The organism is Acidovorax sp. (genome assembly GCF_027492855.1).
In the GTDB taxonomy this organism is placed as follows: Bacteria; Pseudomonadota; Gammaproteobacteria; order Burkholderiales; family Burkholderiaceae_C; genus Acidovorax.
Window position 1 is genome coordinate 1 of sequence record NZ_JAPUDY010000016.1, and the last position, 25,451, is coordinate 25,451.

General features: G+C 66.0%; 19 protein-coding genes and 1 pseudogene. 6 read left to right on the forward strand and 14 right to left on the reverse strand.

All coding sequences use genetic code 11. The features are described from left to right. Together Q0105_RS03335 and Q0105_RS03340 are read right to left on the reverse strand one after the other, a co-directional pair. The coding region (locus tag Q0105_RS03335; RefSeq protein WP_298208741.1) for a riboflavin synthase subunit alpha at window positions 1–601 on the reverse strand (601 nt) is incomplete at its 3' end. 101 nt (window positions 602–702) lie between these two features. Then, the gene (locus tag Q0105_RS03340; RefSeq protein WP_298208743.1) at window positions 703–1,671 is read right to left on the reverse strand and encodes a LysR substrate-binding domain-containing protein; all 969 of its coding nucleotides are present in this window, start codon (window positions 1,669–1,671) and stop codon (window positions 703–705) included. 103 nt (window positions 1,672–1,774) lie between these two features. Between Q0105_RS03340 and Q0105_RS03345 the strand changes: the two genes are divergently transcribed. Both Q0105_RS03345 and ggt read left to right on the forward strand, forming a co-directional pair. After that, on the forward strand, window positions 1,775–2,761 hold the full coding sequence (locus Q0105_RS03345) for a tripartite tricarboxylate transporter substrate binding protein (protein WP_298208745.1): 987 nt from the start codon (window positions 1,775–1,777) through the stop codon (window positions 2,759–2,761). Between the two features lie 69 nt (window positions 2,762–2,830). Beyond that, window positions 2,831–4,462 carry a gamma-glutamyltransferase gene (gene ggt / locus Q0105_RS03350; RefSeq protein WP_298208747.1) on the forward strand — a complete coding sequence of 544 codons (1,632 nt, stop codon included), beginning with the start codon at window positions 2,831–2,833 and terminating at the stop codon, window positions 4,460–4,462. A gap of 128 nt (window positions 4,463–4,590) precedes the next feature. On the opposite strand, the gene Q0105_RS03355 is transcribed toward ggt, so the two are convergent. The 10 genes from Q0105_RS03355 to Q0105_RS03400 form a co-directional block, all read right to left on the reverse strand. Further along, window positions 4,591–5,952, reverse strand: coding sequence for an esterase-like activity of phytase family protein (locus tag Q0105_RS03355; protein WP_298208749.1), 1,362 nt, complete (start codon window positions 5,950–5,952; stop codon window positions 4,591–4,593). 166 nt (window positions 5,953–6,118) lie between these two features. Then, window positions 6,119–7,501, reverse strand: a complete 1,383-nt coding sequence (locus Q0105_RS03360; protein WP_298208751.1) for an MATE family efflux transporter — start codon at window positions 7,499–7,501, stop codon at window positions 6,119–6,121. Then, entirely contained in the window at window positions 7,498–7,989 is a 492-nt protein-coding gene (locus Q0105_RS03365; RefSeq protein WP_298208753.1) for a L,D-transpeptidase, read from the reverse strand. The genes Q0105_RS03360 and Q0105_RS03365 overlap by 4 nt, the downstream gene beginning before the upstream one ends. A 1-nt stretch (window position 7,990) precedes the next feature. Beyond that, window positions 7,991–9,697, reverse strand: coding sequence for an NAD(P)-binding protein (locus tag Q0105_RS03370; protein WP_298208755.1), 1,707 nt, complete (start codon window positions 9,695–9,697; stop codon window positions 7,991–7,993). A gap of 15 nt (window positions 9,698–9,712) precedes the next feature. Next, window positions 9,713–10,705 carry a two-component system response regulator gene (locus tag Q0105_RS03375; RefSeq protein WP_298208757.1) on the reverse strand — a complete coding sequence of 331 codons (993 nt, stop codon included), beginning with the start codon at window positions 10,703–10,705 and terminating at the stop codon, window positions 9,713–9,715. Beyond that, complete coding sequence (locus tag Q0105_RS03380) at window positions 10,702–14,466, reverse strand: PAS domain S-box protein (RefSeq protein WP_298208758.1); 3,765 nt, start codon at window positions 14,464–14,466, stop codon at window positions 10,702–10,704. The genes Q0105_RS03375 and Q0105_RS03380 overlap by 4 nt, the downstream gene beginning before the upstream one ends. Window positions 14,467–14,653: 187 nt before the next feature. Beyond that, a complete protein-coding gene (locus Q0105_RS03385; protein ID WP_298208760.1) occupies window positions 14,654–16,234 on the reverse strand; it encodes a polyamine aminopropyltransferase in 1,581 nt (526 codons plus the stop codon). 44 nt (window positions 16,235–16,278) lie between these two features. After that, on the reverse strand, window positions 16,279–16,497 hold the full coding sequence (locus Q0105_RS03390) for a DUF350 domain-containing protein (protein WP_298208776.1): 219 nt from the start codon (window positions 16,495–16,497) through the stop codon (window positions 16,279–16,281). 68 nt (window positions 16,498–16,565) lie between these two features. Beyond that, complete coding sequence (locus Q0105_RS03395) at window positions 16,566–18,059, reverse strand: DUF4178 domain-containing protein (protein WP_298208762.1); 1,494 nt, start codon at window positions 18,057–18,059, stop codon at window positions 16,566–16,568. 122 nt (window positions 18,060–18,181) lie between these two features. Beyond that, window positions 18,182–19,234: an SPFH domain-containing protein gene (locus Q0105_RS03400; protein ID WP_298208764.1), complete on the reverse strand. Its 1,053-nt coding sequence runs from the start codon at window positions 19,232–19,234 to the stop codon at window positions 18,182–18,184. A 278-nt stretch (window positions 19,235–19,512) separates the two neighbouring features. On the opposite strand from Q0105_RS03400, the gene Q0105_RS03405 reads away from it, so the two are divergent. After that, on the forward strand, window positions 19,513–19,791 hold the full coding sequence (locus Q0105_RS03405) for a DUF2061 domain-containing protein (protein ID WP_298208767.1): 279 nt from the start codon (window positions 19,513–19,515) through the stop codon (window positions 19,789–19,791). Between the two features lie 231 nt (window positions 19,792–20,022). Here the strand turns inward: Q0105_RS03405 and Q0105_RS03410 are convergent, their stop codons facing one another. Together Q0105_RS03410 and Q0105_RS03415 are read right to left on the reverse strand one after the other, a co-directional pair. Then, entirely contained in the window at window positions 20,023–20,328 is a 306-nt protein-coding gene (locus Q0105_RS03410) for a flagellar basal body protein (protein WP_298208769.1), read from the reverse strand. Window positions 20,329–20,410: 82 nt separating this feature from the next. Continuing rightward, a complete protein-coding gene (locus Q0105_RS03415) occupies window positions 20,411–21,373 on the reverse strand; it encodes a LysR family transcriptional regulator (RefSeq protein WP_298208771.1) in 963 nt (320 codons plus the stop codon). 135 nt (window positions 21,374–21,508) lie between these two features. Between Q0105_RS03415 and Q0105_RS03420 the strand changes: the two genes are divergently transcribed. The 3 genes and pseudogenes from Q0105_RS03420 to Q0105_RS03430 all read left to right on the forward strand — a co-directional run. Then, window positions 21,509–22,870 (forward strand): aspartate aminotransferase family protein, encoded by a 1,362-nt coding sequence (locus Q0105_RS03420; RefSeq protein ID WP_298208773.1) that lies wholly within the window; start codon window positions 21,509–21,511, stop codon window positions 22,868–22,870. An 85-nt stretch (window positions 22,871–22,955) separates the two neighbouring features. Beyond that, complete coding sequence (locus tag Q0105_RS03425; protein ID WP_298208775.1) at window positions 22,956–24,476, forward strand: CoA-acylating methylmalonate-semialdehyde dehydrogenase; 1,521 nt, start codon at window positions 22,956–22,958, stop codon at window positions 24,474–24,476. Window positions 24,477–24,742: 266 nt separating this feature from the next. Then, window positions 24,743–25,451: pseudogene (locus Q0105_RS03430) on the forward strand (NADP-dependent malic enzyme); the annotation flags it as partial.

Below are 25,451 nucleotides of genomic sequence, written 5' to 3' on the forward strand. Positions count from 1 at the left end.
CGGCCTCGCGCACGGTGTCCACCACCACCTGGGTGCTGCGCTCGATCTCGATGTTGAGCGCATCGCCGACCTGCTTGTGCTCGAACACCGTGGCGCGGCGCGTTTCGGGAATCATCCAGATCTCGAACCAGCCCTCTTGCCGGTTCACCTCGGCCACCGTCAGGCTGGCGCCATGGATGGCGATGTAGCCCTTGGCAAACACGTAACGGCGAAACGCCTCGGGCACGGCCACGCGCCACACCAGGTTGTTGTCGAACTCGCGGCGTTCGATCAGCGTGCCGGTGAAATCCACATGGCCCGACAGCGGGTGGCCGCCGATCTCGGCGCCGTCCTTGGCGGCCCGCTCCACGTTCACGCGGTCGCCCTGGTGGTAACTGCCCAGCGTGGTGATGTTCAGGCTCTGCAGCATCACGTCGAAGTTGGCCTGCGTGGGCGAGAGGATCTCGGTGACCGTGAGGCACACGCCATCGGTCGATACGCTGGCGCCGATGGCCAGGTCCTGGCAAAAGCCCTCAGGAAAATCGAGCGTGAAGGTGCGCAGGCCTGCGCGGTCATGAATGGCAGCGATGCCTGCCGTGGCTTGGACGATGCCTGTGAACATGCGGGCGCTCTGTGAAGAAAAGAGGGGAGGAGAAACGAGCGGAATTGTGCCACCCAGCCCATGTCCTCGTGGGCGTCGTGGATGGCACGGTCAGGCCGCGCCTATGCGTCTTTCGGCGCAGGAACCGCCACCGTCTGCGCCCCGCGTGCGTGCGCCACAAGGCAGCGGACAAGGTCCATGAGCGTGGCCGAGGCATGCTCGCGGTTCCACATCACGGTGATGGGGCCGAAGCGGATGCTGGAGCTGACGGCGATTTTTTTGAACAACCCGAGCGACGCCATGTGGTCGGCCATGGACTCCGAGCACACGCCCACATAGTCGCTTTTGTGCAGCAGCGCCTGCATCATGGCCAGCGACGCAGTCTCGACCTTGGGCACGATCCACGATGCCCCCTGCTCGATCAGGTAGGCGTCCATCTGCACGCGCGTGAGCGTGCCCGCAGGCGGCATGACCCATTTTTCGCGCCGCACGTCGGCAAACCCCAACCCCTCGGGGCGGGCCCAGTGCTTGCTGCCCTGGCCGATGACGATGGCTACCTGGTCGTCGAACAGCACCTGGTGGTCCAGGCCAGGGCGGTGGGCCCGTGCGTCGAGCACGCCGATGACGGCATCGAGCGCGCGCGTCTCCAGCCCCTTGAGCAGGTTGTCAAAAGGGCCGTCGTGCACGGAAACCGCGACATCCGGATGCTCTTGCTGGAAGGCGTTCACGGCCTCAGGCAGGCCGCCCGCGATGCCCGCCCAGACGCTGCCGACGTTCAGACGCGGCACCCGCCCTTCGGCCACGGCGTTCATCTCGCGGCCGGTGCGGGCGATGTCGCCCAACACGTTGATGGACAACCGCTTGAGCAGGTGCCCCGCGGCCGTGAGCTGCACCTTGCGCCCGCGCACCACCAGCGGCGTGCCCACCACGCTTTCCAGCTCGGCCAGCCAATGCGACATGGCCGACTGCGTCATGTGCAACCGCGCCGCCGCCTCGGTGAGCGTGCCCGCCTCGTCCAGCACCAGAAACGACTCGAGGTGCCGCACCTTGATGCGTCGCGCCCAGGATGTGCCTTCGGAACGTTCAATCATGAGAAAACCCTCATACCTCCATCTTACCTTTTCACTAGGCAAATGGCTGTCATCAACATGAAAATGCATTCATCTTCCGTTTAGCTTCATGCAGGAGTCCTCCATGTCCAAAGCCATCGCCAACGCCTCCAAGCTTCTGATGGGTGCCACGCTCACCATCGCGGCGGCCACCACCGCCTTCGCCCAGGCCCCCTACCCCAACCGCCCCATTCGCCTCGTCGTGTCACAAGCGCCCGGCGGTAGCAGCGACACCATCGCACGCATGTGGGCCGAGCACGCGGGCAAGGCCATCGGCGGCACCATCGTGGTCGAGAACAAGCCAGGCGCGGGCGGCATCATCGCCACGCAGAGCGTGCTGAACCAGCCCGCCGACGGCTACAACCTGCTGTACGGCAGCGTGTCGGTGATGGTGCTCAACCAATACACCTACAAGCCCCTGCCCTACAACCCTGAAAAGGACTTCGCGGGCGTGGCCATGCTGACCACCGTGCCGTTTGTGCTGTCGGCCAACCCCTCCACGGGCATCACCTCGCTCAAGGACCTGACCGCCAAGGCCAAGGCAGAGCCCGGCAAACTGAACTTCGCCTCTGCGGGCCTGGGCAACTCCACGCACCTGGCGGTGGAGCTGCTGTCCAAGGCCATGGGTATCTCGATGACACACATCCCCTACAAGGGTGAGGCCGACGGCATCATGGCCACCATTGGCGGGCAGACCGAGGTGATGGCACCGGTGTACGGCACCGCGCTGCCCCACATCAAGAACGGCAAGCTCAACCCCCTGGCCGTGCTGTCGCCCCAGCGCACGCCAGAACTCCCCGACGTGCCCACCCTGGGCGAGCTGGGGGTCAAGGGCTTCGACAACATGGGCTGGAGCGCCATCGTCGCGCGCGCCGGAACCCCTGCCGACATCGTGGACAAGCTCAACAAGGCCACGGAGTCCTTCCACCAAAGCCCCGAGGTGCAGACCAAGCTCAAGACCCTGGGCGTGATCCCCGTTTCCGGGCCTGCGTCGCTGGTCATGGAGACCACGGCGCGTGACACCAAGGCCTGGGGCCCCACGCTCGAATCGTTGAACCTCAGCGCCAAATAAGCAGGTGCCAAAGTGGGCACCGCCCGCTTTGGCAGCCCTTCCCCACACTCACCCTTGCCCCTGGACGCTATGAAAAAAGAAGCAATGGTGGTCTGCCCCCAGCCCGAGGCCGCCGAATCCGGTATCGACATCCTGCGTGCTGGCGGCAACGCGGTGGACGCCGCCGTGGCCACCGCCCTGGCCCAGACCGTGGTTGATCCGCTGATGTGCGGCATTGCCGGTTTTGGCACGGCCAGCGTGTACCTGCCTGGTGCCCGTGTGCACGAGTATTTCGACTTCCACTCCCCCGCGCCGCTGGCCGCCCGAGAGGACATGTGGGAGCACCTGCTCGAAGGCGAAACCAAGGACGGCTTCGGCTTTATCTTGAAGGGCCGCGTCAACGACATCGGCCCGCAGTCCATCGGCACGCCCGCCACGCTCAAGGGCCTGGAGGCCATGCACAAAGCGCACGGCCGCCTGCCGTGGAAGCAGGTGGTGGAGCCCGCCATCCGCTGGGCGGCGGATGGCTTTTTTGTGCGCCCCGGCATGCATGCCTTCTGGATCGACGAACCCAGCATGGGCCGCGTGGGCAACCTGGAGCGCCTGCAGTACAGCGCGGAAAGTCGCGCCCTGTATTGCCGCCCCGACGGGCGCCCCAAGCCCATTGGCGCGCCGCTGCGCAACGAGGGCATGGCCGACGTGCTTCGGCAGATCGCCGACGAGGGCTCGGAGCCCTTCTACCACGGCGACCTGGCCCACCAGATGGTGGCGCACCTGCAGTCGCTGGGCGCACTGCTCACGCTCGACGACCTGGCCCAGTACCAGGTCACGCGCAACGCGCCGCTGGTGGGCCACTACCGCGACCGCACCGTCACCACCAACCAGCCCCCCGGCGGCGGCGCCATGCTGCTGGAGATGCTCAACATCCTGGAGCACTTCGACCTGGCGGGCATGGAGCACAACAGCCCCGCCTACATCCAGCTTGTGTGCGAGGCAATGAAGAAGGCCACGTCCGACAAGGACCGCAGCATTGGCGACCCGAAGTTCTTCGACGTGCCACTGGCCGAGCTGCTGTCCAAGGACATGGCCCGCGCCGTGGCCGCGCAGATCCGTGCGGGCGAGCGCTTCAGCGTGGAGCGCGTGAACCCCGGTGCCCCCGTGCCGCGCGACACCACGCACCTGAGCGTGGTCGACGCCGACGGCAACGCCGTGTCGATGACACACTCGCTGGCCATGCCCTCGGGCATCATCACGCCGGGCATGGGCTTCCTCTACAACGGCTGCATGGGCGTGTTCGACCCGCGCCCCGGCCGCGCGGGCAGCATCCGGCCTGGCAAAAGCCGCTTCACCTCGTCATGCCCCACGATGACCTTCAAGGACGGCGCGCTGGACATGGTGCTGGGCGCGCCCGGCGGCACGCAGATCGCCATGGGCGTGCTGCAGGTGCTGCTCAACGTGATCGACCACGGCATGGAGATGCAGGCCGCCGTGTCGGCGCCGCGCTTTTCGTCCACCAGCAACGCCATCGACGTGTGCAACCGCATCCCGCGCCACACCACGCGCACGCTGGAGGCCAACGGCTACACCATTGGCCGCAACCCGTACAACTACACCATCGGCTGGGTGCATGGCGTGCAGGTGCAGCCCGACGGCCTGCACGGCGGCGCCGACCCCGGCCGTGATGGCGTGGCCTACAAACTGCGCACGGACACGCTGCACTGATCCGCACCCGCTACAGCGCCGAACACAAAAAGAAGATGGAGAGACAAAAAAGGAGCATCGCTTGATGCTCCTTTTTTTATAGCTGCTAGCGCTTGACAAACAAGCGCCAGCAGCTTATTTTGTTCAAACTACCGGGCGCGCAGCAGCTCGCCCACCTCCAGCAGCACCAGCTCGTTGTCGTCGGCCTGGTTCGGGTCGCGGCTGCTGCTGAACGGCAGGTTGTTGTCGTTACCCACCACGATGTGCATGCCATCCACCACGTCCACGTTCTCGATGGTGAAGAAGGGGAAGGTGAGCACACCGTTGTTGAGCGGCTTCTTCGCCAGGCGCTTCGGGTCCTGGATGTTCATGAGGTCGATGTAGCCGATCTTGCGGATTTCGCCGCCCACGTTGGCCTCGCTCATCTCCACCTTGTAGACGCGCTTGAACTTCGCCAGGTCGTGGAAGCAGTCGGCGCGCTTCACGCCCTCCGGGCAAGCCTTGTCGGCCGTGCCTTCGCCGTTGTCGCGCTCGATGATCAGGCCCGTCTTTTCATCGACCATGTTGAAGTCGCCGATTGCGTGGTGGTTGGCCTCCAGCACGTACTTCCAGTGGCGGCCTGTCCATTGTTCGCTTTTCACGTCGAACTCCAGCACGCGCAGGTAGTGCTTGCCGCCCACGTTCTCGTAGGCCTTGGCGCCTTCGTTCCACAGCGCGCCTTCGAGTAGCGCATACAGCTTGCTGCCGTCCTTGGAGGCGGCCATGCCCTCATAACCCTTGGAGCGCTTGACCTCAAACGGTGTGGGCTTGGCATCCGGCGCGCCGGGCATGAGCACGCCGGGCGCGTCGGGCGAGCGCACCACCTTGCCGTCCACCTGGGTCTCGAACACGCCCAGCACCTTGCCGTTCAGGTCGGCCTTGATGAGGAAGGGGCCAAACTCCTCGCCGATCCACAGCGCGCCACCGGCGAACTGGAAGCTCTCGGGGTCGAAGTCGGCGCCCGTCAGGTAGCGCTTGTCCGTGCCTTCGTGCGTGATGCGAAACGGCACCTTTTTGTCGGGGTCGTGCAAAAACACCGTCTGGCGGCGCTGGAACTGGCCGGTCTCAAAGTCCACCCCATAGTGGTTCAGGTGCAGCATGAAGTCCGGCGAGTTGGCCTTGGAGCCCGCGCCGTTGTCGGTGAGTATCCAGAACGAGCCATCGGCCATGCGCTTGATGCCCGAGTGGCCCTGAATGGGCTGGCCCGCGAAGGGCAGCGCAATGCCCGTGTTGCGCCCGCCCGATTGGCCCATCACCGAACCCACGGCGTCCACGCGGCGCGCCGTGGTGAATTTGCCGCTGGTCTGCAGGTCGCCCGGCGCATCCTTGGGGGCAGGGATCAGCGTCAGCGCAGGCAACACGGCGTGGCCCGCCAGCGTGGCGGGGTAGGCCTGCTGGGCAAAGGCGGTAGGGGCGGAAGCGACGGCGCACAGCAGCGCGGCGCCAGCGGCAAGGCAAGAGAGTCGGGACATGGTCGGATCGCTCAAAGCAGAGAAGTGAAGCGACCACGATGCCGCCTGCGCGTGACGAGGGCATGACGGCTGCGTGAACGGCGGATGACGCGGGTGCGCCATGTCGTTCACTACATTTTTGATAGCAGTCAGCGCTTATGGAACAAGCGCTAAAGCCATTTTTTCTTCAAACCAACCGCTGCAGCGCCTTGCGCCGCCATACGCCGTTGAAGTACAGCCCCTGCAGCACCAGCGCGGTGAGGTAGGCAGCCGGGTAGGCCGCCCAGGTGGCCACCAGGCCGAACTGCCGCCCCAGCAGCCAGCCCAGTGGCACGATGATGCAGGCCAGGCAACCCAGCGAAATGAGCGTGGGCACCAGCACCGTGCCGCTGGCGCGCATCACGCCCGAATACACGCTGGCCAGCCCGAAGAACACGGCGCCCCACACGGTGATGCGCAGCACGCCCGTGGCAATGTCGATCACCCGCGCATCGGTCACGAACAGCCCCACCACCCAGGGCGCGGCGCTGAATATCAGCACGGCCAGGCCACCGGTGAGCAGCACGGTCATGCGCATGCCGGTGCGCGTGACGGCCGCCACCTGCTCGCCCTGGCCCGCGCCAATCGCCTGCGCGGCAAACACCGACGCGGCGATCGCCACGGCCATCGCAGGGAACAACACATACGACATGACCTGGCTGGCCGTGCCCCAGGCCGCCGTGGCTGCCGAGCCATGGGCATTGACCAAGCTCAGCAGGCCCAGGTCTGCCAGCGAACCCGTGATGAAAAACAGCCCCGTGGGCACGCCCAGCCGCACCAGGGTGCGCAGCAGCGCGCCGTCGATCCGCCACTGCGCCGCCAGCGCCCGCGTGGGGGCCAGCACATGCGCGCGGCGCCGCAGGTGCCAGGCCATCCAGCCCAGCGATGCCAGCGTGGCCAGCAGCAGCGCGGCCACGCCGCCCAGAATGCCCAGCGCAGGCAGCCCGATGGTGGGCACGCCACGGATGAACAACGGCGCGCACACCACCGTGACCGACAGCGACACCATCAGCGCGCGCAGCGGCGTTACGGTGTCGCCCGTGCCGCGCAGCAGCGCTGCTGCGAGCATGGAGGTGAACAGCACCGGGAACAGCGCCATCATCGCCCGCGCATACACCACGGCCTGGGGCAACACGTCGGCCGGGGTGCCCAGTGCGGTCATCAGCGGCCGCGCCACCCACCCGCCGCCCACCGACAGCACGAGCCCCACCAAAAAACCCGCGCACAGCGTGGTGCCCGCCACGGCGCGCAGCCGCTCAGGGTTGCGCGCGCCAAAGGCCTGGCCGACCAGGACAGACGCCCCATTGCCCAGCCCGAAGATGAACGCGCTGAGCAACAAAAACACCGGCATGAACGAAGCCACCGCCGCCAGCGAGCCCGCGCCCAGCAGCCGCCCCACATAGATATGGTTTACCGTGCCAGTGAGCGCCTGCAGGATGTTGGACAGCACCAGCGGACCCAGGAACAGCAGAAAGCGCCGGTCCAGCGAGGGCGCCGGGGCCCCATCGGGCAAGGGGTGTGGCGCCGTCATGCCATGCCTTCCTCGATGACCACCGGCGTGCCCACCGCCACCCGCTCGAACAAATCAGCCACGTCGGCATTGGCCATGCGCACGCAGCCGTGCGAGGCGGGCACGCCCACCGCCGTGCCATCCGGGCAGCCGTGGATGTAGATGTAGCGGCGCAGCGTGTCCACACCGCCGCCCCGGTTCAGGCCGCGCTCGCAGCCAGTGAGCCACAGAATGCGGCAAAGGATCCAGTCGCGGCCTGGATACTGCGCTGCCAGTTCTGGCGAATACACCTCGCCCGTGGGCCGCCGCCCCACAAACACCGTGCCCGACGCGCAGCCCGCGCCCACCTTGGCCCGCACGCGGTGCAGGCCACGCGGTGTGCAGCCGCTGCCGTTGCACTCGCCGGGGCCGTTTAGCGCAGTGGAGATGGCATAGCGGGCCTGCTCGACGCCACCATCGAGCAGGCACAAGGTCTGCCGGCCGATGTCGATGTGGATGGCTGCGCCCATCTCAGCCCGCTGCAGCCACCAGCCCCGCGCCATGCCCGCGCGTGAAGGCCTCCTCAAACACCGAGTAGCCCGACCAGTCGCTGTGCGCAAACGCCAACCGCGCGGTGGTGGGTGTGGGTATCCAGGCCGTTTGCTCACCATTTGATAGCTGCTTGCGCTTGATGGATGGGCGCTGGATGCCAATTTGGTTCAAAACCTGCTGCACTCCCGGCGTAGGGATGGACATGGCGTGGCCGTAGCGGGTGATGTCCACACGCGTGGTGCGCTCGCGCAGGTCGGGGTGGGGCACGGCCAGCGCGGCCAGCGCGGCGTCGGCCCAGTGCTGCCAGGGCTGGGTGGCCAGTTGCTGGCGGCCGCCCGGCAGGTCGCCCAGGGCCTGGTAGTAGGTGAGCACGGTGGGGCCGGTGAGTGCGGCGCGCGGGTCCAGCCGCTGGTGGCCTGCGTTCACATAGCCCAGGCCACCGGTGGTAGGGTCGGCATACAGCACGTTGTCCCACGCGGGTGCGGCGCCGGGGCGGTCGGTGAGCGGGCTGGCGATGTGGATATTGGCCACAAGCCACGGCGCCCACGACAAGCGCTCTGCGGCAGCGGTGAGGAAGGCGGGCGGCTGGCGCACCACACGCGCCGCCACAAACACAGGCAGCGCCACGATGCAGCGCGGCGCCTGCCAGCGCTCCACATTGCCGGTGGCGTGATTGAAGGCGTCCACCTCCACGCCGTGGCGGCCCTCGGTGATGCGCAGCACGCTGGTGGCGGTGCGCAGTTGCCCCCCCGTGCGCAGCGGCTCGGCCAGGCGCTGGGTGATCCAGCCGTTGCCTTCGGGCCAGGTGAGCACGCTTTCGCGCGCTTCGTCCACGGCCTCGCCGGGGGCATGAAAACCGTGGCGGCTGGCAAAGTAATGGATGCCCGCCCAGGCCGACACCCGGCCCGTGCCCGCGCCGTAGTCGTCGCGGCAGCAGTAGTCGAGGTACCAGCGCAGGTGCGCATCATCCAGCCCCTGCTGCGTCAGCCAAGCATCAAAAGTAATAGCATCCAGCGCTTTATGGGAAAGCGCTAGCGGCCTTTTTGTGCTCCAAAGCTTGAGCGCAGGCATGGCAAACCGCGCGGCCTGGGCCTGTGCATCGACGGCCTGCGCAAAGCGGCGGTACTGCGCCAGCGTGGCCTCGCCCACGCCGTGCACGGGCAGCAGGCCTTCTTGCCATTCGCCGTCAAAAAACAGGCGCTCCTGCGGGCTGTGGCACAGATGGCGTTCGTCGTACTGCCAGCGCCCGGCCACACGGCGGCGCAGGCCCAGCTCTTCGAGCAGGTCTTGCACTTCGCGGGCGTCGTCGCCGGGCACGGGCAGGTAGTGGGCGCCCAGCGGGCAGGCGATGCCACCCACGGCGCCGCCCCGGCTGTTGCCGCCAGGCGCGTCCTCCAGCTCCAGCAGCGCAAAGTCATCGACGCCTGCCAACCGCAATGAGCGCGCTGCGGCCAGCCCCGCCACGCCGCCGCCCGCGATGATGACCTGCGCGCGCCGCACCACGGCGGGCGCGGGCAGGGTGCCGGTGGCAAGCAGGTCGCGCAGCTGGTGGCCGCGTGCCATGTCGGTGCCGGTAAAGCCCCCTTGCAGCGCCACGGCGCTGCGCTCGCAGCCGGCGAGGGCGGTGGCGGCCAGCGCAGCGGCGCCCGCCACGAACTGGCGCCGCTGCAGGGTCCAGGGGGTCATCCTGCGAGCATTCCGTCAGTCGGCCCAGCGGGCGCGAATCTCCAGCAGTTGCGGCAGCAGCGGCGCAAACAGCGGCACCAGGGCCGGGTCGAAGTGCTGGCCCGACTGGGCCGCGATGTGGTCCATCGCCTCTTGCACAGGCCAGGGCTCCTTGTAGGGGCGGCGGGTGGTGAGGGCGTCGAACACGTCGGCAATGGCCACAATGCGCGCGGACAGCGGGATGGCATCGCCCGCCAGGCCCTTGGGGTAGCCGCTGCCGTTCCACTTTTCGTGGTGGGCCAGCGCGATCTCGCGGGCCAGTTGCAGCACGCCCGAGGGGTGCTCGCCAATGATCTCGGCGCCGATCTCAGGATGGCGGCGCATGGTGTCCCACTCTGCGGGGTCGAGCGGGCCGGGCTTGCGCAGCACGGCATCGGGGATACCGATCTTGCCCACGTCGTGCATGGGCGCGGCGTTGAGCAGGTCTTCGGCCCAGGCCGCGCTGCAACCGGCGGCCAGCGCCAGCAGCCGGGCGAAGTGGCTCATGCGGATGACGTGCATGCCGGTTTCGTTGTCTTTGTACTCGGCCGCACGGCCCAGGCGCTGCACGATCTGCAGGCGGGTTTCACGCAGCTCGTCCATGCGCACCAGCGACAGGTGGGTGCGCACCCGCGCGCGCACCACGGGGGGGCTGACGGGCTTGGTGATGTAGTCCACGCCGCCCGCGTCAAACCCGGCGGTCTCATCCTGGCTGTCGGTCAGCGCGGTGATGAAGATCACCGGAATGGTGGCCGTGGCGGCATCGGCCTTGAGGGCCTTGCACACGGCATAGCCGTCCATGCGCGGCATCATGATGTCGAGCAGGATGAGGTCGGGCCGCTGCTCGCGTGCCACCTGCAGGGCGCGCTCGCCGTCGGTGGCAAACAGCAGGCGGTAGTCGGCCTGCAACACATGGCGCAGCACCTGCAGGTTGGTGGGTTCATCGTCCACCAGCAGCAGGCGGGGCCGCTGATCGAGGGCCGGGGTCATGCTTGGTTCTCCGTAGAGTCGTCGATCCAGTGTTGACGCAGTTGCTGCAATTGCACCAGCGCCTGGTCGAAGTCAAAAGTATCGATGGCTTCCTGCAGCCGCTCCATGGCTTCGCCCGGCAGCAGTTGCGCCAGCGTATCCAGCGGCGGCTGCGCCAGCTCAGAGCGGATCAGGGCATGCTCCAGCGCCTGCGCGGCAGCACGGGCTTCGGCCCGCTGGGCGGGTGCCAGCGGCGCGTGCTGGCCCACGCCGGGCGCGGGCGCGGCAGCGGCATCGACTTCGTTGGCCAGTGCCTGCCGCACCATCTGCAGCGCAGCAGGCAGCGCGGCCACCAGCGGCGCCAGGGCGGTGCGGTCCAGGGCGCGGGCGGCTTCTTCGATGCGCTGGGCCAGCGTTTGCACGGACGCCAGCGCCAGGTTGCCTGCGGCCCCGCGCAAGCGGTGGGCCAGGGCGCGGGCGCTTTCCATGTCGGGCTGGGAGATCAAAGTGTCCAAGGTGGCGGCGGTGGCTTCGTGCTCGCCCACGAAGCGCGTGACGGCGTCGCGCAGCAAGCCGCGCTGGCCCCACAGGCGGGTGCCGTGCTCCCAATCGATGGCCTCAGTGCCCGCCTTCGCATCGGAGCCGGGCACTGGGGCCAGGCCGCCCAGCCCCGACGGCGTGCCCAGCCCACCCCAGCCGGAGGGGGAGGGCTCCACGGGGAGCTTGAGCGCCCTGGCGATTTCGCGGAACAGGCGCGCGGGCTCCAGGGGCTTGCTGGCAAAGCCGTCCATGCCTGCGGCGCGGGCGTTGCGCCGGTCTTGTTCCAGCACACTGGCCGACAGGGCGATCACCGGCACCGGCTTGCGCCGCTGCGCCTGCTCGAAGGCACGGATGCGGCGCGTGGCCTCCAGGCCGTCCATGACGGGCATCTGCAAGTCCATCAACACCACGTCAAAGCGCCCGGTGCCGTAGGCCTCTACGGCCTCTTCACCATCGCGCGCCACGGTGACCTGGTGGCGGCCGCGCTCCAGGTGGATCTGCAGCAGCTCGATGTTGGCGGGTACATCGTCCACCGCCAGGATGCGCAGCGCGGGCAACTGCACGGCGCTGGTGGTGACGGCCACGGCCTCGGTGGCCTGGCCCACGGGCAGCGGCAGGCACACAGTGAAGGTGGTGCCCACGCCCAGCGCGCTGCGCACGCTGATGTTGCCGCCCATCAGCTCAACCAGTTGGCGCGAGATGGTCGTGCCCAGCCCGGTGCCGCCGAACTGGCGGGTGGTGGACGCGTCGGCCTGCGCGAACGGGTCGAAGATGCGTTCCAGGTGCTGGGCGGCGATGCCAACGCCGGTATCTTCCACCTCCATCACCAGCGAACCGTCCTGGTAGTCGAGCCGCAGCAACACATGGCCCTGCTGCGTGAATTTGAGCGCATTGCCCAGCAGGTTGAGCAGCACCTGCTGCAACCGCAGCGCGTCACCGCGCAGATAGGGCGGCACCTGCGGGGTGGCCAGGCATTGCAGCTCAATCTGCTTTCTGGCCGCGTGGATGCGCAGCGAGGCAAGGATCTGGTCGCACACCTCCGGCAACGAGAAGTCGGCAATCTCCAGCTCCACCGCACCTTTTTCGAGCTTGGCGGTGTCGAGAATGTCGTTGAGCAGCCGCAGCATGGAGCGCGCGGCGTGCTGCACCGTGCCCAGGTGGCGGCGCTGCTGGGCTTGCAGGGGGGTGTCAAGCAGCGCCTCGGTGAAGCCGATGATGGCGTTCATGGGCGTGCGGATTTCGTGGCTCATGTTGGCCAGGAAGGTGCTGCGCGCTGCTGCCGCCTGCTCGGCGCGGTCCTTGGCGGCGCGCAACTCTTGCTCCATGGCGCGGCGCTGGCTCAGGTCGGTGGCGAACTTGACCACCTTGAAGGGCTTGCCCTGCGCGTCGAAGATGGGGTTGTAGGTGGCCTGGATCCAGATGCGCCGCCCGTCCTTGCCCAGGCGAAGGTATTCCCCGCCCTCCAGCCGCCCCTCGCGCAGGTGTTGCCAGAACTGGGAGTAGGCCTCGCTTTGCGCGTAGGCCCGCTCGCAGAACATGCGGTGGTGCTGGCCCACGACTTCGTCGAGCCGGTAGCCCACCAGCGCCAGGAAGTTGGCGTTGGCCGTGAGGATGTTGCCCTGCAGGTCGAACTCGACCACGTCCAGCGCGCGGTCGATGGCGCGCACGGTGCTCTCGAACTCGGCATTGCGTTCCTTGAACACCGTCATGTCCATGATGACGCCGTCGATCCACTGCACCGTGCCGTCCTCGCCCACCACGGGCCGGCCGCTTTCAGACACCCAGCGCATGCGGCCCTGGCGGTCGATCAGGCGGAACTCCACGTGGTAGGGCCGCCGCTCTTCGATGGCGGCCGAGACTTCGTTCCACAAACGCGGCACCTCTTCGGGCAGGGTGAGCTGCGTGAAGTTGATGCGGCCGTCCACAAAATCCTGCGGCGCCCAGCCGGTGAGGGCCGTCACGGCGTCGCTGATGAAAAGCATGCTCCAGTCTGCGTCGCGGCGGCAGCGGAAGGTCACGCCCGGAATGTTGCCGATCAGCGAACGCAGGCGCTCTTCGCTGCGCTCGAGCTCCTGCTCCATCGCCCGGCGCTGGCTCAGGTCGCCGATAAAGCCCACAAAGAGCGGATCGCCGTCGAGCTTCACGCGCCCCACCGACAGGCGAATGGGCACCAGCGTGCCGTCGCGCCGCAGCGCCTGCACCTCGCGGTTGTTGGCACCCACGATGCTGCCGCCCTGCCCGTCCAGGTACCGGCGCAGATAGCCGTCGTGCCGCGATCGATCGGGCTCGGGCATGAGCATGGACACGTTGCGCCCGATCACCTCGTGGGCAGGCCAGCCCATGATGCGCTCGGCCGCTGCATTGAACGACTGCACTTTGCCGCGTGCGTCGATCATCACAATGCCATCGACCGTGGTCTCGGCAATGGCCCGCAGGCGCGACTCGCTTTGGCGCACCTGGATGAACATCCGCCGGTAGCGCAGGCCCGCATTGATGGCCGCAACCAGCAGCCCGATCACGATGGTGACAACGGCAATCGCCAGCGCCAGCGGCGTACTTTCGGCGGCGGCCAGCAGCTCCAGCTCGTCAGGCGTTTCGGTAAACCGCAGCGCGGCCATACCGGTGTAGTGCATGCCCGCGATCGCCAGGCCCATCACCGTACCGGCCGCCCAGTCCAGGTACACCGTGCGCCAGTGCACCACGCGCCCCAGTCCAAAACGCACCCACAGCGCCACGATGGCCAGCAGCACGGCCACCAGCACCGAGGCGGCAAAACCCCAGGGGTCGTAACGCATGACGGTTGCCCACTGCGAGGCCGCCATGCCGATGTAATGCATGGCCCCGATGCCCGCGCCCACGAACACCCCGCCCACCACCAGCGTGGTGCGGCTGACTTCGCTGCGCATCAAGAGCCCCAGCGCAATCCAGGACGCCAGCACGCTGGGCAGCATGGACACCACGGTGGTGGTGGCGTCGAACCGGCCCCGAGCGCACACCGTGAAAGCCAACATGCCGATGAAGTGCATGGACCAGATGCCGCCACCCAGCGCCAGCGCGCCCGAGCCCCGCGCCATCTGGCGCATGAACCCGGTGTCTGCCCGCCGGGCCAGGGCCGCCATCTGCAGCGCCAGCACCGAGGCCAGCACTGCCATCAGCACCGACAACACGACCAGCTCAGGGTCGTGCTGCGCCCACAGCAGGGGATAGGCCGGCGCGTTAGCGAGAAAAAATTTGTCCAGCATGGAATCTGCCCGGGGAGGCAATCAATCAGGTCATGGCTCTCGTTTGTATCCCATTGTTGGGCAAACCTGCGACCGCACAGCCCAAAGCCCCTCGGGATATCCCCTCACTCCACGCACAGTGCCCAACCCATCAACGTTTCCAAATTGTTTCTCGATGCTGGCTAACGCTTTCGGAAACAGGCCCTTCTCAGTGCGCAACCACTTTGCCCCACTCGCGTTCGTAGGTGTGCACCAGCGCCTGGTTGGACAGCCGGTTCACATCGGCCGGAACACGCGCCATGTCCCGCGGGAAATCAAACAGCAGCGGCACCGTGCTGGCGCTCAAGAACCGCAGGTCGTCCGGCAGCACATCAGGCACACGCCAGGGGCGGCGGCTGGCCATGACGAAACCCCATTCGCCAAAGCTGGGCACATGGGCGTGATACGGCGCGGTTTGCAGGCCCACGGACTCGATGGTCTGCACCACTGTCCAGAAGCTCTGCCGCGCCACCAGCGGCGAGGTGGTTTGCACCACGGCGTAGCCGCTCGCCGCCAGGCGCTTGTCCAGCAGCGCGTAAAAGCTGTTGGTGTAGAGCTTGCCGATGGAGAAGTTGGTGGGGTCGGGGAAGTCGACCACGATCACATCAAAAGTGTCCGCCCCCTGTTGCAGCCACCCAAAGGCATCGATGTTGACGATCTTCACCTTGGGGTTTTGCAAGGCATGGCCGTTCAGGCGCGCCAGGGTCGGGTTGTCGGTGAATATCTGCGTCATGGCCGGGTCCAGCTCGACCAGCGTGACGGACTCCACCGACGGGTACTTGAGGATCTCGCGCACGGCCATGCCGTCACCGCCCCCCAGCACCGCCACACGTTTGGGGGCGCCGTGCGCGGCCATCGCGGGGTGCACCAGGGCTTCGTGGTAGCGGTATTCATCGCTTTCCGAGAACTGCAGGTTGCCATTGAGGTACAGCCGGTGGCCGTACCGCCCCTGCGTAACCACGATGCGCTGGTAGGGCGATGCCGTAGTGAACACGATGCGGTCCTGGTAGAACTTGTCTTCGGCAAAACTCGTGATGTGCTCGGCCCCCGCCAGCCCCGCCAGCAAAATGCCCAGCACCATCACACAGGCCAGCAGATGCGCCTTGAGCTGCCGCAGCTCGTGCCTAAACAGCCACACCGCCCACAGCGCCACGGCGGCATTCATCACCCCGAACAGCAGCCCCGTGCGGATGAGCCCCAAGTGCGGCACCAGCAGCAGCGGAAACGCCATCGACACCGCCAGCGCCCCCAGGTAGTCGAAGGTGAGCACCTGCGAGACCAGGTCCTTCAGGGCCACGTTGCGCTTCAGGATGCGCATCACCAGCGGGATCTCCAGCCCCACCAGCGTGCCCACCATAAGGACCATGCCGTAGAGCAAGAAGCGGAAGGCGCCTGGCGTGTAGGCGTTGGCCAGGAACAGCGTGGCGGGCAGCGCGCCGCCGATCAGCGCCACCAGCAGCTCGATGCGCAAAAAGTGCGCGGGCAACTGCCGCTCGAAATAGCGCGACAGCCACGAGCCCACACCCATGGCAAACAAATACGTGCCGATGATGGTACTGAACTGCAGCACCGAGTCGCCCAGCACATACGAGGCCAGCGCGCCCGCAGCCAGCTCGTACAGCAGCCCGCAGGCGGCCACGACAAACACGCTGATGAGCAGGGCGATTTCGATGGGGCGGGGGCCGGAGGCGGCGCCCGGTGCCTCGGGCGGGGAGGCAGGAGAAGTCGGATCGGATTGCAAGGCAGTCATCGGCGCGCCCTACAAGCGCGCGCCGTTTCAGGCAAGGTGATGCGTCAGTGAATCGCGGCCGCCACGATGATGCTGATCCCGAGGCACATCGCCGCCACCACCAGGCCCAGGGCCTGGTTCTGTTTTTCGACGATTTCGCGCCACAGGTCGTACGGCGTGATCTTGTCTACGATGACAAAACACAGCCAGAAGATGAAAACGCCAATGACGGCGTAGAGGATGGACCCGAGGAACGCCGCGGGCTTGAGCCATTCGATTCCCATCATGATGTGTTCTCCTTGAAACGTCTGTGTGTTGAGCTGTCTGGCTGGCAGGTTGTCGCGCCAGCGGGCTACTTGTGGCTTCCGCCGCCGGACGAGTACCCGCCGAACGACCCGCCCGAGCTGCGGTAGCCGCTGCCCGACGACCCTGAACAATTGCTCAGCAGGATGAGCAAGATGAGGATGATGACCGCCACCAGAATGATGGTGCCGCAGCCCAGCCCCGATTTGGCCACGAAGGGGCCGGGGTCGTCACGCTGCAGCAGGTCTTTCTTGTCATCGAGCTTGAAGGCCTGGGCCACCGTGTCGCTGGCGAGCTTGTCGCCAGACGACCAGGTGATCTCGTTGGGGCTTTGCTCCATCGACAGCAGGCCCTTGCTGCTGGCGAAGTCGCGGTTGGTGGTTTTTTGCCCGCGCGTGACCTGCCAGTAGAACTCGCCCAGCACGTAGGTGGTTTCGGCCTCGTAGGTGTACTTGAGGTCGTACTTGGTGCCCATGTACGTGGCCGTTCGCCCCGTGGCCGCCATCTGCGGCGCGCCGGTGGTGGGGCGCACCATGCTCCAGCCTTCTTCCGAATCGACCAGAAAGGCAAAACCGCGCTTTTGGTTGTAGAGCAGGTATTCGCTCCAGCCAAAGTGCTCGTCGTCGCCGGGCTCGACGCCCATGCGGTGCTGAAAACCCACCACCTGCCAGTGCACGCCCTGCAACTGGCCCTTGCTGCCCAGCGGGATGATGGGGCGCACGGGTTCATCCTGCTCGACCGATCTCAGCTCACCGCCCACCCCGCTGTCGAGGTTGATGATGCTGGCGCACGAGCCGCAGGTGATGCTTTTGGACGTGGACAGTTGAACCTGCACTGGCGCACCGCAGTGCGGACAGTTGAACTGGCGGCCTTTTTCGTCTTTCGCCGATTCGTCCTTCAGGCCCTTGAGCTGCAGGTCTTCGAGCAGCACCGCCTTGCCGCGCTCGACGTTGGGCGGTGTGTGGCCGTAGTCGATGCTGACCACCTCGCCGTCGGCACTGCGCAACTCGACCATGCCAAAAGGCTGGCCCAGCGGCGGCAGCTTGGGCAGTTCGCCCTGCGCCGAGATCAGTTGTGCCTGGCCGGTGTAGGCCACGCTGTAGGGTTTGCCGTTGATGGCGGTGGTGGTGCCGATGCGAAAACGCTCGGCCTCGGGCATCTCGCGGCCGGGGTCGATGGACCGGGTGAACACATAGGCGCCGTTGTCCTCGCCCAGCGTGGCCAGGGTGCCGTCATTCAAGAAGGCGGACCATTCGGTCCACACGCCCGCGTCGCCCTTGTACTGCAGGCGGCCAACGAGGGTGAAGGGCACATCCTTGCCATCAAGCTCTATGCGCCCGCTGGCCATGAGCTGCAGCGGGCTGTGGTCGTCGAACAGCTCGGCCATCTTGCCCACGCGCGTGAGCACGTCGCCACTGCGCACCACCGTGCTCTGGCAGTAGCCGCAAACGGCGTACGTGGACTGCGCGCTCTTGAACTCCACCGGCGCGCCACAGCCGGGGCAAGGCGCGCGGTAGGAACGCTGTGTGGGTTCGGTGGCCATCGTGTGGAGTGTTCTGCCTGCGCCGCATTGCGCGACTAAGCGGCTACGCAGCTTTGAAGCCTTTTTGGCCTCTAGCGCTTATCCCTCAAGCGCAGGCAGCTATTTTTATGATAGCAACCGAATCAGACCAATTTCTTGAGCAACTCAGCCTTCTTGGCGTCGAACTCTTCCTGCGTGAGGATGCCCTTGGACTTGAGCTCGCCCAGCTTCTCCAGCGTGGCCATCACGTCCTCGGGCTTGACGCCCATGGCGGCGGCTGCCGCTGCAGGCGCGGCCTGCTGCGCAGCGCCACCACCCTGCAAGCCTGCCTGCAGGTTCTGCGCCAGCACCTGGCCCAGCGCCACGCCAGCGCCCAGGCCCATGGCGTCGCCCGCAATGCCGCCGCCGCCACCGCCCGCGCCTTCGGCGAACTTGGGGATGGCCTGCGCCGTCTGGTATTGCATGAACTTGCCCATGTCGTTGCCGACCATGCCCATGCCGATTTTCTGGTCCAGGATCTTCTGCAGCTCTTCGGGCAGCGAGACGTTCTGCACCGTGAGGGACTCGATCAAGATGCCCAGCTTGGCGAAGATGGGCGCAAGCTCCTTGGTCAGCGCATCGGCAAACATGACCTGGTTGGCCGCCAGGTCCAGAAACGGCAGGCCGCTGCCCGCAATCGCGTTGCTGATGTTCTGCAGCACCAGGCCGCGCAACTGGCCTTCGAGGTCAGCCACGGGGTAGGACTCACGCGTGCCGGAGATCTCGGTGTGGAACAGCTTGGGGTCGGCGATGCGGAACGCGTAGTTGCCGAACGCACGCAGGCGCACCGCGCCAAAGTCCTTATCGCGGATCGTGATGGGCTGGGGCGTGCCCCACTTCTGGTCGATCTGCTGGCGCGTGCTGAAGAAGTACACATCGCTCTTGAAGGGCGACTCGAAGAGCTTGTCCCAGTTCTTCAGATAGGTGAGCACCGGCAGCGTCTGCGTGGTGAGCTTGTAGGTGCCCGGCGCGAACACATCGGCCACCTGGCCTTCGTTGACGAAGATGGCCATCTGCGACTCGCGCACCACCAGCGTGCCGCCGTTCTGGATTTCCATGTCGCGCATGGGAAAACGCCAGGCCAGGGTGCCATCGCCCTCCTCGGTCCACTGAATGATGTCAATGAACTGTTTCTTGATGAAGTCCATGAGGGCCATAGGTGCTCCCGTGTGCAGTGAAGAGGGTTGGAGAAGGGAAAGAGCGGCCATCATAGCAACGGGTGCCTGGCAGGCCGTGGCTTTTTTCTGCAGCATTGTGTGAACTGGTTCACGCGCAGACCCGGTCTGTCTGCGGCCTGGCGCAATAGTGGCTATCTCCGACTTAGCCATGATCAATTGGCGCGATCTATTGCGAATAACTACCATTTCTACATCCTTGCCCACCAAGGCAGGCCCCGTCGAAAAAGTAGAGAGAAAGCAGAAGGAAGGAGTCCGCCATGTCCCGCATCCGCCGCGCCGCCCGCCAGAACAAGACCATGTTGATGAAAACCGGCAGCTACTACGTGATCCACATCGGCGTGGCCGCCATGGTGGCCTACGCCGTCACCGGCAACCTGTGGGCCTCGCTCACCCTGAGCCTACTGGAACCCACCGTGCAGGCTGTGGCCTTCTTCTTCCACGAAAAAGCCTGGGACCGTGCCGCGCGCCGCCGCGCCAGCGGCGCTGCCAACGAAGAACAACAGCCCACGCCCCACCCAGCCTTGCAGGGCACCTGAATCCTGCCTGTTTACTTATTTATTGCGTTTGGTTTGAGAAGGAGCCCCACCATGTACACCATCCCCTTGCGCAGCCGCACCGCCACCGGCCTGGCGTTTCAGCGCTGGCTTGTTCACCGGCTGGCCGGCCTGGCATCGTCCGGCTAAGCGCCTGGTTCCGGCCGCTAAAAACACCGATGCCCCGGCGAGCGGGGCATCATTACTTCTTGGTGGGCGGGATGAGCGAACGGCTCAGGCCTTGACGTCAAGCAAAGAGCCCATCATTTCGTCCTGCGTTTTGATGGCCTGCAGATTGGCCTTGAACGCATAGGTGGCCGACATCTGCTCTACGGCTTCCTTCTCCAGCGCCACGCCCTTGGCATCCTGCTCACGCTGCAGCGTGGCACGCACGCCCGCGCTGCCGGCAACAGCCTCCTGCGCCACCACCTCACGGCGATAGCCGGGCGTATTCATATTGGCCACGTTGTTGGCCGACGCATCAAGCCGCAACTGCGCAGCCTGGAGGCCGGAACTGCCTATAGATGAGAGGTTGGCCATGGGTGCTGCTCCTGACTCACAAAATGTTGCAAAGTGCTGCGATTGTCCGCCGCCCCTTCGCACAGTGCAAGCAAAGGCCGCGTCAGCCTTCAAACCGGTGTGCCTGTTCCAAACACTCCGCAAACGCCCGCGCCGCCCTGGACGGCTGCGGTGACTTGCGCAGCACGCTCACAAATTCGCAGGAGTAGAAAAACTGCGCGGGCTGCACCGGCTGCATCAGGCCCTGGCGCTCGAAGGCTTCGGCGTAGTGGTCGGGCAGAAAGCCCAGGTAGCGGCCTGACAGGATCAGGGTGGCGATGGATTCCTGGTCGAACCCCGTGGCCCTGCGGGGCAGGCGGGCGCGGTGGCTGAGCTCCATGTTGGGTGAGTGGTAGCCCAGGCCCGCGAAGTGGTGGCTGCGCAGAGCCTCCCAGGTCAGGGCCGTGTGGTCGGTGCCGAACAGTGGGTGGCGCTCGCCGCAGTACAGCAGCATGGTTTCGGTGAACAAATTGGCATACGCCAGGCTCTGCGACGACCGGTGCGCGGGGATGATGCCCACATGAAAGCTGCCGTCGATGATCCCGCGCTCGATGGCGTTGATGCCGGCCACGTGCATCTGCAGGCTCACTTCGGGGGCCTGTTGGGCAAACAGCGCGATGGTGTCGCCGATGCGCGCGGCCGGGTTGCTGGCCGTTTTGTCGAACACCGCTACCTCCAGCCGCCCGCCCATGCGGCGGTGAATGTCGTCGATGCTGCTGCGGAAGGCGTCTACCGCGCTCAGTAGCCGCAGCGTTTCGTCGTACACGCGCTGGCCTTCGGCCGTGAGGGAAAAGCCAGCACGCCCCCGGCGGCACAGGGTAAGGCCCAGGCGGGTTTCCAGGTCCTTCATGTGGCGGCTCACGGTGCTGGTGCCGATGTTCAGCTCCAGCTCGGCGGCTGCCATGCCGCCGCATTCCGTCACGCTCTTGAACACCTGCAGCAGGCGCAGGTCCATGTCGCTGAGCTGGCCGAGCACGGCGCGGTGTTTGTTCGATGTAGTCGGTGGAGTGGCGTTTTTTACTTGCATAAACCGTCAAGTAAACATTGATATTGGATTATTTGAGAAATTAACCGACAACGCAACAATGCCCCACGCCAAGCCCTTGCACCGTTGGGGCCGGTCCACCCTGCCTTTTGTCGCCGTTTTGCACTGGAGAACCCCATGAGCTTCGTCAACATCGAAAAACCCGCCGCTGGCGCTGGAGGCCCCCGCATGGATGCCGAATGGCTGGATGCGTACTGGATGCCCTACACGGCCAACCGCCAGTTCAAGGCCAACCCGCGCATGATCGTGGAGGCCAGCGGCGCCTACTACACCGACTCCGAGGGGCGCAAGATTTTTGACGGCCTCTCGGGCCTGTGGTGCGCGGGCGTGGGCCATGGCCGCCGCGAGATCGCCGAGGCCGTGGGCAAACAAGCGCTCAAGCTCGACTACGCGCCCGCCTTCCAGTTCGGCCACCCCCTGGCCTTTGAGCTGGCCAACCGCATCAAGGCGCTCACGCCCGAGACGCTGGACTATGTGTTCTTCACCGACTCGGGCTCCGAGGCCGCTGACACCTCGCTGAAGATGGCCCGCGCCTACTGGCGCGCCAAGGGCCAGGGCACCAAGACGCGCCTGATCGGCCGCGAAAAGGGCTACCACGGCGTGAACTACGGCGGCATCTCGGTGGGCGGCATCGGCGCCAACCGCAAGCTGTTCGGCCAGGGCGTGGAGGCCGACCACCTGCCCCACACCCAGCCGCCCGCTGGCTCGTTCCACAAGGGCATGCCACCCACGGGCAAGGAGCTGGCCGACAAGCTGCTTGACGTGATCGCGCTGCACGACGCATCGAACATCGCCGCCGTCATCGTGGAGCCCTTCTCGGGTTCGGCCGGCGTGGTGATCCCGCCCGCGGGCTACCTGCAGCGCCTGCGCGAGATCTGCACGCAGAACAACATCCTGCTGATTTTTGATGAAGTGATCACCGGCTTTGGCCGCGCGGGCGCCTGGACCGGTGCCGAGGCCTTTGGCGTGACGCCTGACATCCTGAACTTTGCCAAGCAGGTCACCAACGGCGCGCAGCCGCTGGGCGGCGTGGTGGCGACCAAGGAGATCTACGACACCTTCATGGCTGCAGGCGGCCCCGACTACATGCTGGAGTTCCCGCACGGCTACACCTACTCGGCCCACCCCGTGGCCTGCGCGGCGGGCATTGCCACGCTCGACATTCTGCAAAAAGAAGACATGGTGGGCCGCGTAAAAGCGCTGGCTCCGCACTTTGAAGCCGCCGTGCACAGCCTCAAGGGCGCCAAACATGTGCTGGACATCCGCAACTTCAGCCTGGCTGCGGGCCTGACGATTGCGCCGCTGCCCGGCGAGCCCGCCAAGCGCCCCTATGAGATCGCGATGAACTGCTGGAAGAAGGGCTTTTACGTGCGCTACGGCGGCGACACCATCCAGTTGGCCCCTCCGTTCATCAGCGAGAAGGCCGAGATCGACCGCATGGTCAACGCGCTGGGCGACGCGCTGGCAGAGACCGCCTGACTTCGGATTACTTTTTTACTCCTAACTTGATAGCTGTTAGCGCTTGATGAATAGGCGCTAGAGGCACTTTTTACCTATATTTCTCATGAACAACGACAAGAACGTCATCACCACCGTCGGCCACCTCATCAACGGCCAGGCCGTTGCCGACACCGAGCGCACGCAGCCGGTGTTCAACCCCGCCACGGGCCAGTCCACCACCAGCGTGGCCCTGGCCAGCCAGGCCACGGTCGAGGCCGCCATTGCCTCGGCCGAGGCCGCATACCCCGCCTGGCGCGACACGCCGCCGCTCAAGCGCGCACGGGTGATGAGCAGGCTCAAGGTGCTGCTGGAAGAAAACGCCGACAAGATCGCCGCCCTGATCACCGCCGAGCACGGCAAGGTGCTGTCCGATGCCCACGGCGAGCTGCAGCGTGGCATCGAGAACGTGGAATACGCCAGCTACGCGCCCGAGCTGCTCAAGGGCGAACACAGCCGCAACGTGGGCCCGAACATCGACTCGTGGAGCGAGTTCCAGGCGCTGGGCGTCACGGCGGGCATCACGCCGTTCAACTTTCCGGCCATGGTGCCGCTGTGGATGTGGCCCATGGCTGTGGCCTGCGGCAACACCTTCGTACTCAAGCCCTCCGAGCGCGATCCATCGTCCACCCTGCTCATCGCCCAGCTCGCACAAGAGGCGGGCCTGCCACCGGGTGTGCTCAACGTGGTCAACGGCGACAAGGTGGCCGTGGACACGCTGCTGCGCGACCCACGCGTCAAGGCCGTGAGCTTTGTGGGCTCCACCCCCATTGCCGAATACATCTATTCCGAAGGCTGCAAGCACGGCAAACGTGTGCAGGCCCTGGGCGGCGCCAAGAACCACGCCGTGCTGATGCCTGATGCCGACGTGGGCAACGCCGTTCGCGCACTCATGGGCGCGGCCTACGGAAGCTGCGGCGAGCGCTGCATGGCCATCCCGCTGCTGGTGGCCGTAGGCGACGAGGTGGGCGATGCCGTGGTGGCAGGCCTGAAGACCGAAATCGCCAAGATGAAGGTCGGCCCCGGCACCGACAACGGCAACGACATGGGCCCGCTGATCACCCAGCAGCACTACGAAAAAGTGAAAGCCTACGTGGACAGCGGCGTGGCCGAAGGCGCCACGCTGGTGATGGATGGCCGTGGCGTGAAGGTGACTGCGGGCCACGAAAACGGCTACTTCCTGGGCGCCTGCCTGTTTGACAACGTCAAGCCCGGCATGAAGATCTACCAGGAAGAAATCTTCGGCCCCGTGCTCGGCGTGGTGCGCGTGAAGACGCTGCAAGAGGCCATGAACCTCATCGACGCCCACGAATACGGCAACGGCACCTGCATCTTCACCCGCGACGGCGAGGCCGCCCGCTACTTCACCGACCACATCCAGGTCGGCATGGTGGGCGTGAACGTGCCCCTGCCCGTGCCCGTGGCCTACCACTCGTTCGGCGGCTGGAAGCGCAGCCTGTTCGGCGACCTGCACGCCTACGGCCCCGACGCCGTGCGCTTTTACACCAAGCGCAAGACCATCACCCAGCGCTGGCCCTCGGCCGGCGTGCGCGAAGGGGCTGTGTTCAGCTTTCCAAGCAGCCGCTGAGTTTGGATAGATAGTTATTAGCGGCCCGTCACACAGCCGCCCCATCCCATCTAGCGCCCCACAGCCCCAGCGGTTGTGGGGCGTTTGTGTTTCTGCGCATGATTGCTGCACCCAATGTCATCACAGATCCACCCATGTAAGCAAATCCGCTTACTAGGGTTTTTACCGCCTGCGTCCTACAATCGCAGACCCTTACAAAGCAGACAGCCCGCTGCAGAGCCTCTGGAGCCCAGGTTTTCGCACCCACCCCGAGTTGGAGACATTGAATGCCCGAGAACACCACGGCCGAGAACAACAATAACAATAACAACAGCCACCCTGACAAGCGCGCCCAATTGCGCCGTGCCGCTCTCGAATACCACGAGTTTCCCAAGCCCGGCAAGATCGCCATTGCTGCGACCAAGCAGATGCTGAACCAGCATGACTTGGCCCTGGCCTATTCGCCCGGCGTGGCCGCACCCTGCGAAGAGATCGTGAAGGACCCGGCCAACGCCTTTCGCTACACCGCGCGCGGCAACCTGGTGGCCGTGATCAGTAACGGCACTGCCGTACTGGGCCTGGGCGACATCGGGGCGCTGGCTTCCAAGCCGGTGATGGAGGGCAAGGGCGTTCTGTTCAAGAAGTTCGCGGGCGTGGACGTGTTCGACATCGAGATCGACGAGAAGGACCCCGCCAAGCTGGTGGAGGTGATCGCCGCGCTGGAGCCCACGTTTGGCGCCATCAACCTCGAAGACATCAAGGCGCCCGACTGCTTTTATGTAGAGCGCGAGCTGCGCAAGCGCATGAAGATCCCGGTCTTCCACGACGACCAGCACGGCACGGCCATCACGGTGGCGGCGGCCATGGTCAATGCGCTCAAGGTGGCGGGCAAGAAGATCGAGGACGTGAAGCTGGTCACCAGCGGCGCGGGCGCGGCGGCGCTGGCCTGCCTGAACCTGCTGCTCAAGGTGGGCGTGCAGCGCAAGAACGTGTTCG

What these genes read in the sequence shown, in the direction of transcription:
- Q0105_RS03340 (WP_298208743.1), bottom strand. Translation starts at nt 1,671, where the DNA reads ATGATTGAACGTTCCGAAGGCACATCCTGGGCGCGACGCATCAAGGTG.
- Q0105_RS03345 (WP_298208745.1), top strand. Translation starts at nt 1,775, where the DNA reads ATGTCCAAAGCCATCGCCAACGCCTCCAAGCTTCTGATGGGTGCCACG.
- ggt (WP_298208747.1), top strand. Translation starts at nt 2,831, where the DNA reads ATGAAAAAAGAAGCAATGGTGGTCTGCCCCCAGCCCGAGGCCGCCGAA.
- Q0105_RS03355 (WP_298208749.1), bottom strand. Translation starts at nt 5,952, where the DNA reads ATGTCCCGACTCTCTTGCCTTGCCGCTGGCGCCGCGCTGCTGTGCGCC.
- Q0105_RS03360 (WP_298208751.1), bottom strand. Translation starts at nt 7,501, where the DNA reads ATGACGGCGCCACACCCCTTGCCCGATGGGGCCCCGGCGCCCTCGCTG.
- Q0105_RS03365 (WP_298208753.1), bottom strand. Translation starts at nt 7,989, where the DNA reads ATGGGCGCAGCCATCCACATCGACATCGGCCGGCAGACCTTGTGCCTG.
- Q0105_RS03370 (WP_298208755.1), bottom strand. Translation starts at nt 9,697, where the DNA reads ATGACCCCCTGGACCCTGCAGCGGCGCCAGTTCGTGGCGGGCGCCGCT.
- Q0105_RS03375 (WP_298208757.1), bottom strand. Translation starts at nt 10,705, where the DNA reads ATGACCCCGGCCCTCGATCAGCGGCCCCGCCTGCTGCTGGTGGACGAT.
- Q0105_RS03380 (WP_298208758.1), bottom strand. Translation starts at nt 14,466, where the DNA reads ATGCTGGACAAATTTTTTCTCGCTAACGCGCCGGCCTATCCCCTGCTG.
- Q0105_RS03385 (WP_298208760.1), bottom strand. Translation starts at nt 16,234, where the DNA reads ATGACTGCCTTGCAATCCGATCCGACTTCTCCTGCCTCCCCGCCCGAG.
- Q0105_RS03390 (WP_298208776.1), bottom strand. Translation starts at nt 16,497, where the DNA reads ATGGGAATCGAATGGCTCAAGCCCGCGGCGTTCCTCGGGTCCATCCTC.
- Q0105_RS03395 (WP_298208762.1), bottom strand. Translation starts at nt 18,059, where the DNA reads ATGGCCACCGAACCCACACAGCGTTCCTACCGCGCGCCTTGCCCCGGC.
- Q0105_RS03400 (WP_298208764.1), bottom strand. Translation starts at nt 19,234, where the DNA reads ATGGCCCTCATGGACTTCATCAAGAAACAGTTCATTGACATCATTCAG.
- Q0105_RS03405 (WP_298208767.1), top strand. Translation starts at nt 19,513, where the DNA reads ATGTCCCGCATCCGCCGCGCCGCCCGCCAGAACAAGACCATGTTGATG.
- Q0105_RS03410 (WP_298208769.1), bottom strand. Translation starts at nt 20,328, where the DNA reads ATGGCCAACCTCTCATCTATAGGCAGTTCCGGCCTCCAGGCTGCGCAG.
- Q0105_RS03415 (WP_298208771.1), bottom strand. Translation starts at nt 21,373, where the DNA reads ATGCAAGTAAAAAACGCCACTCCACCGACTACATCGAACAAACACCGC.
- Q0105_RS03420 (WP_298208773.1), top strand. Translation starts at nt 21,509, where the DNA reads ATGAGCTTCGTCAACATCGAAAAACCCGCCGCTGGCGCTGGAGGCCCC.
- Q0105_RS03425 (WP_298208775.1), top strand. Translation starts at nt 22,956, where the DNA reads ATGAACAACGACAAGAACGTCATCACCACCGTCGGCCACCTCATCAAC.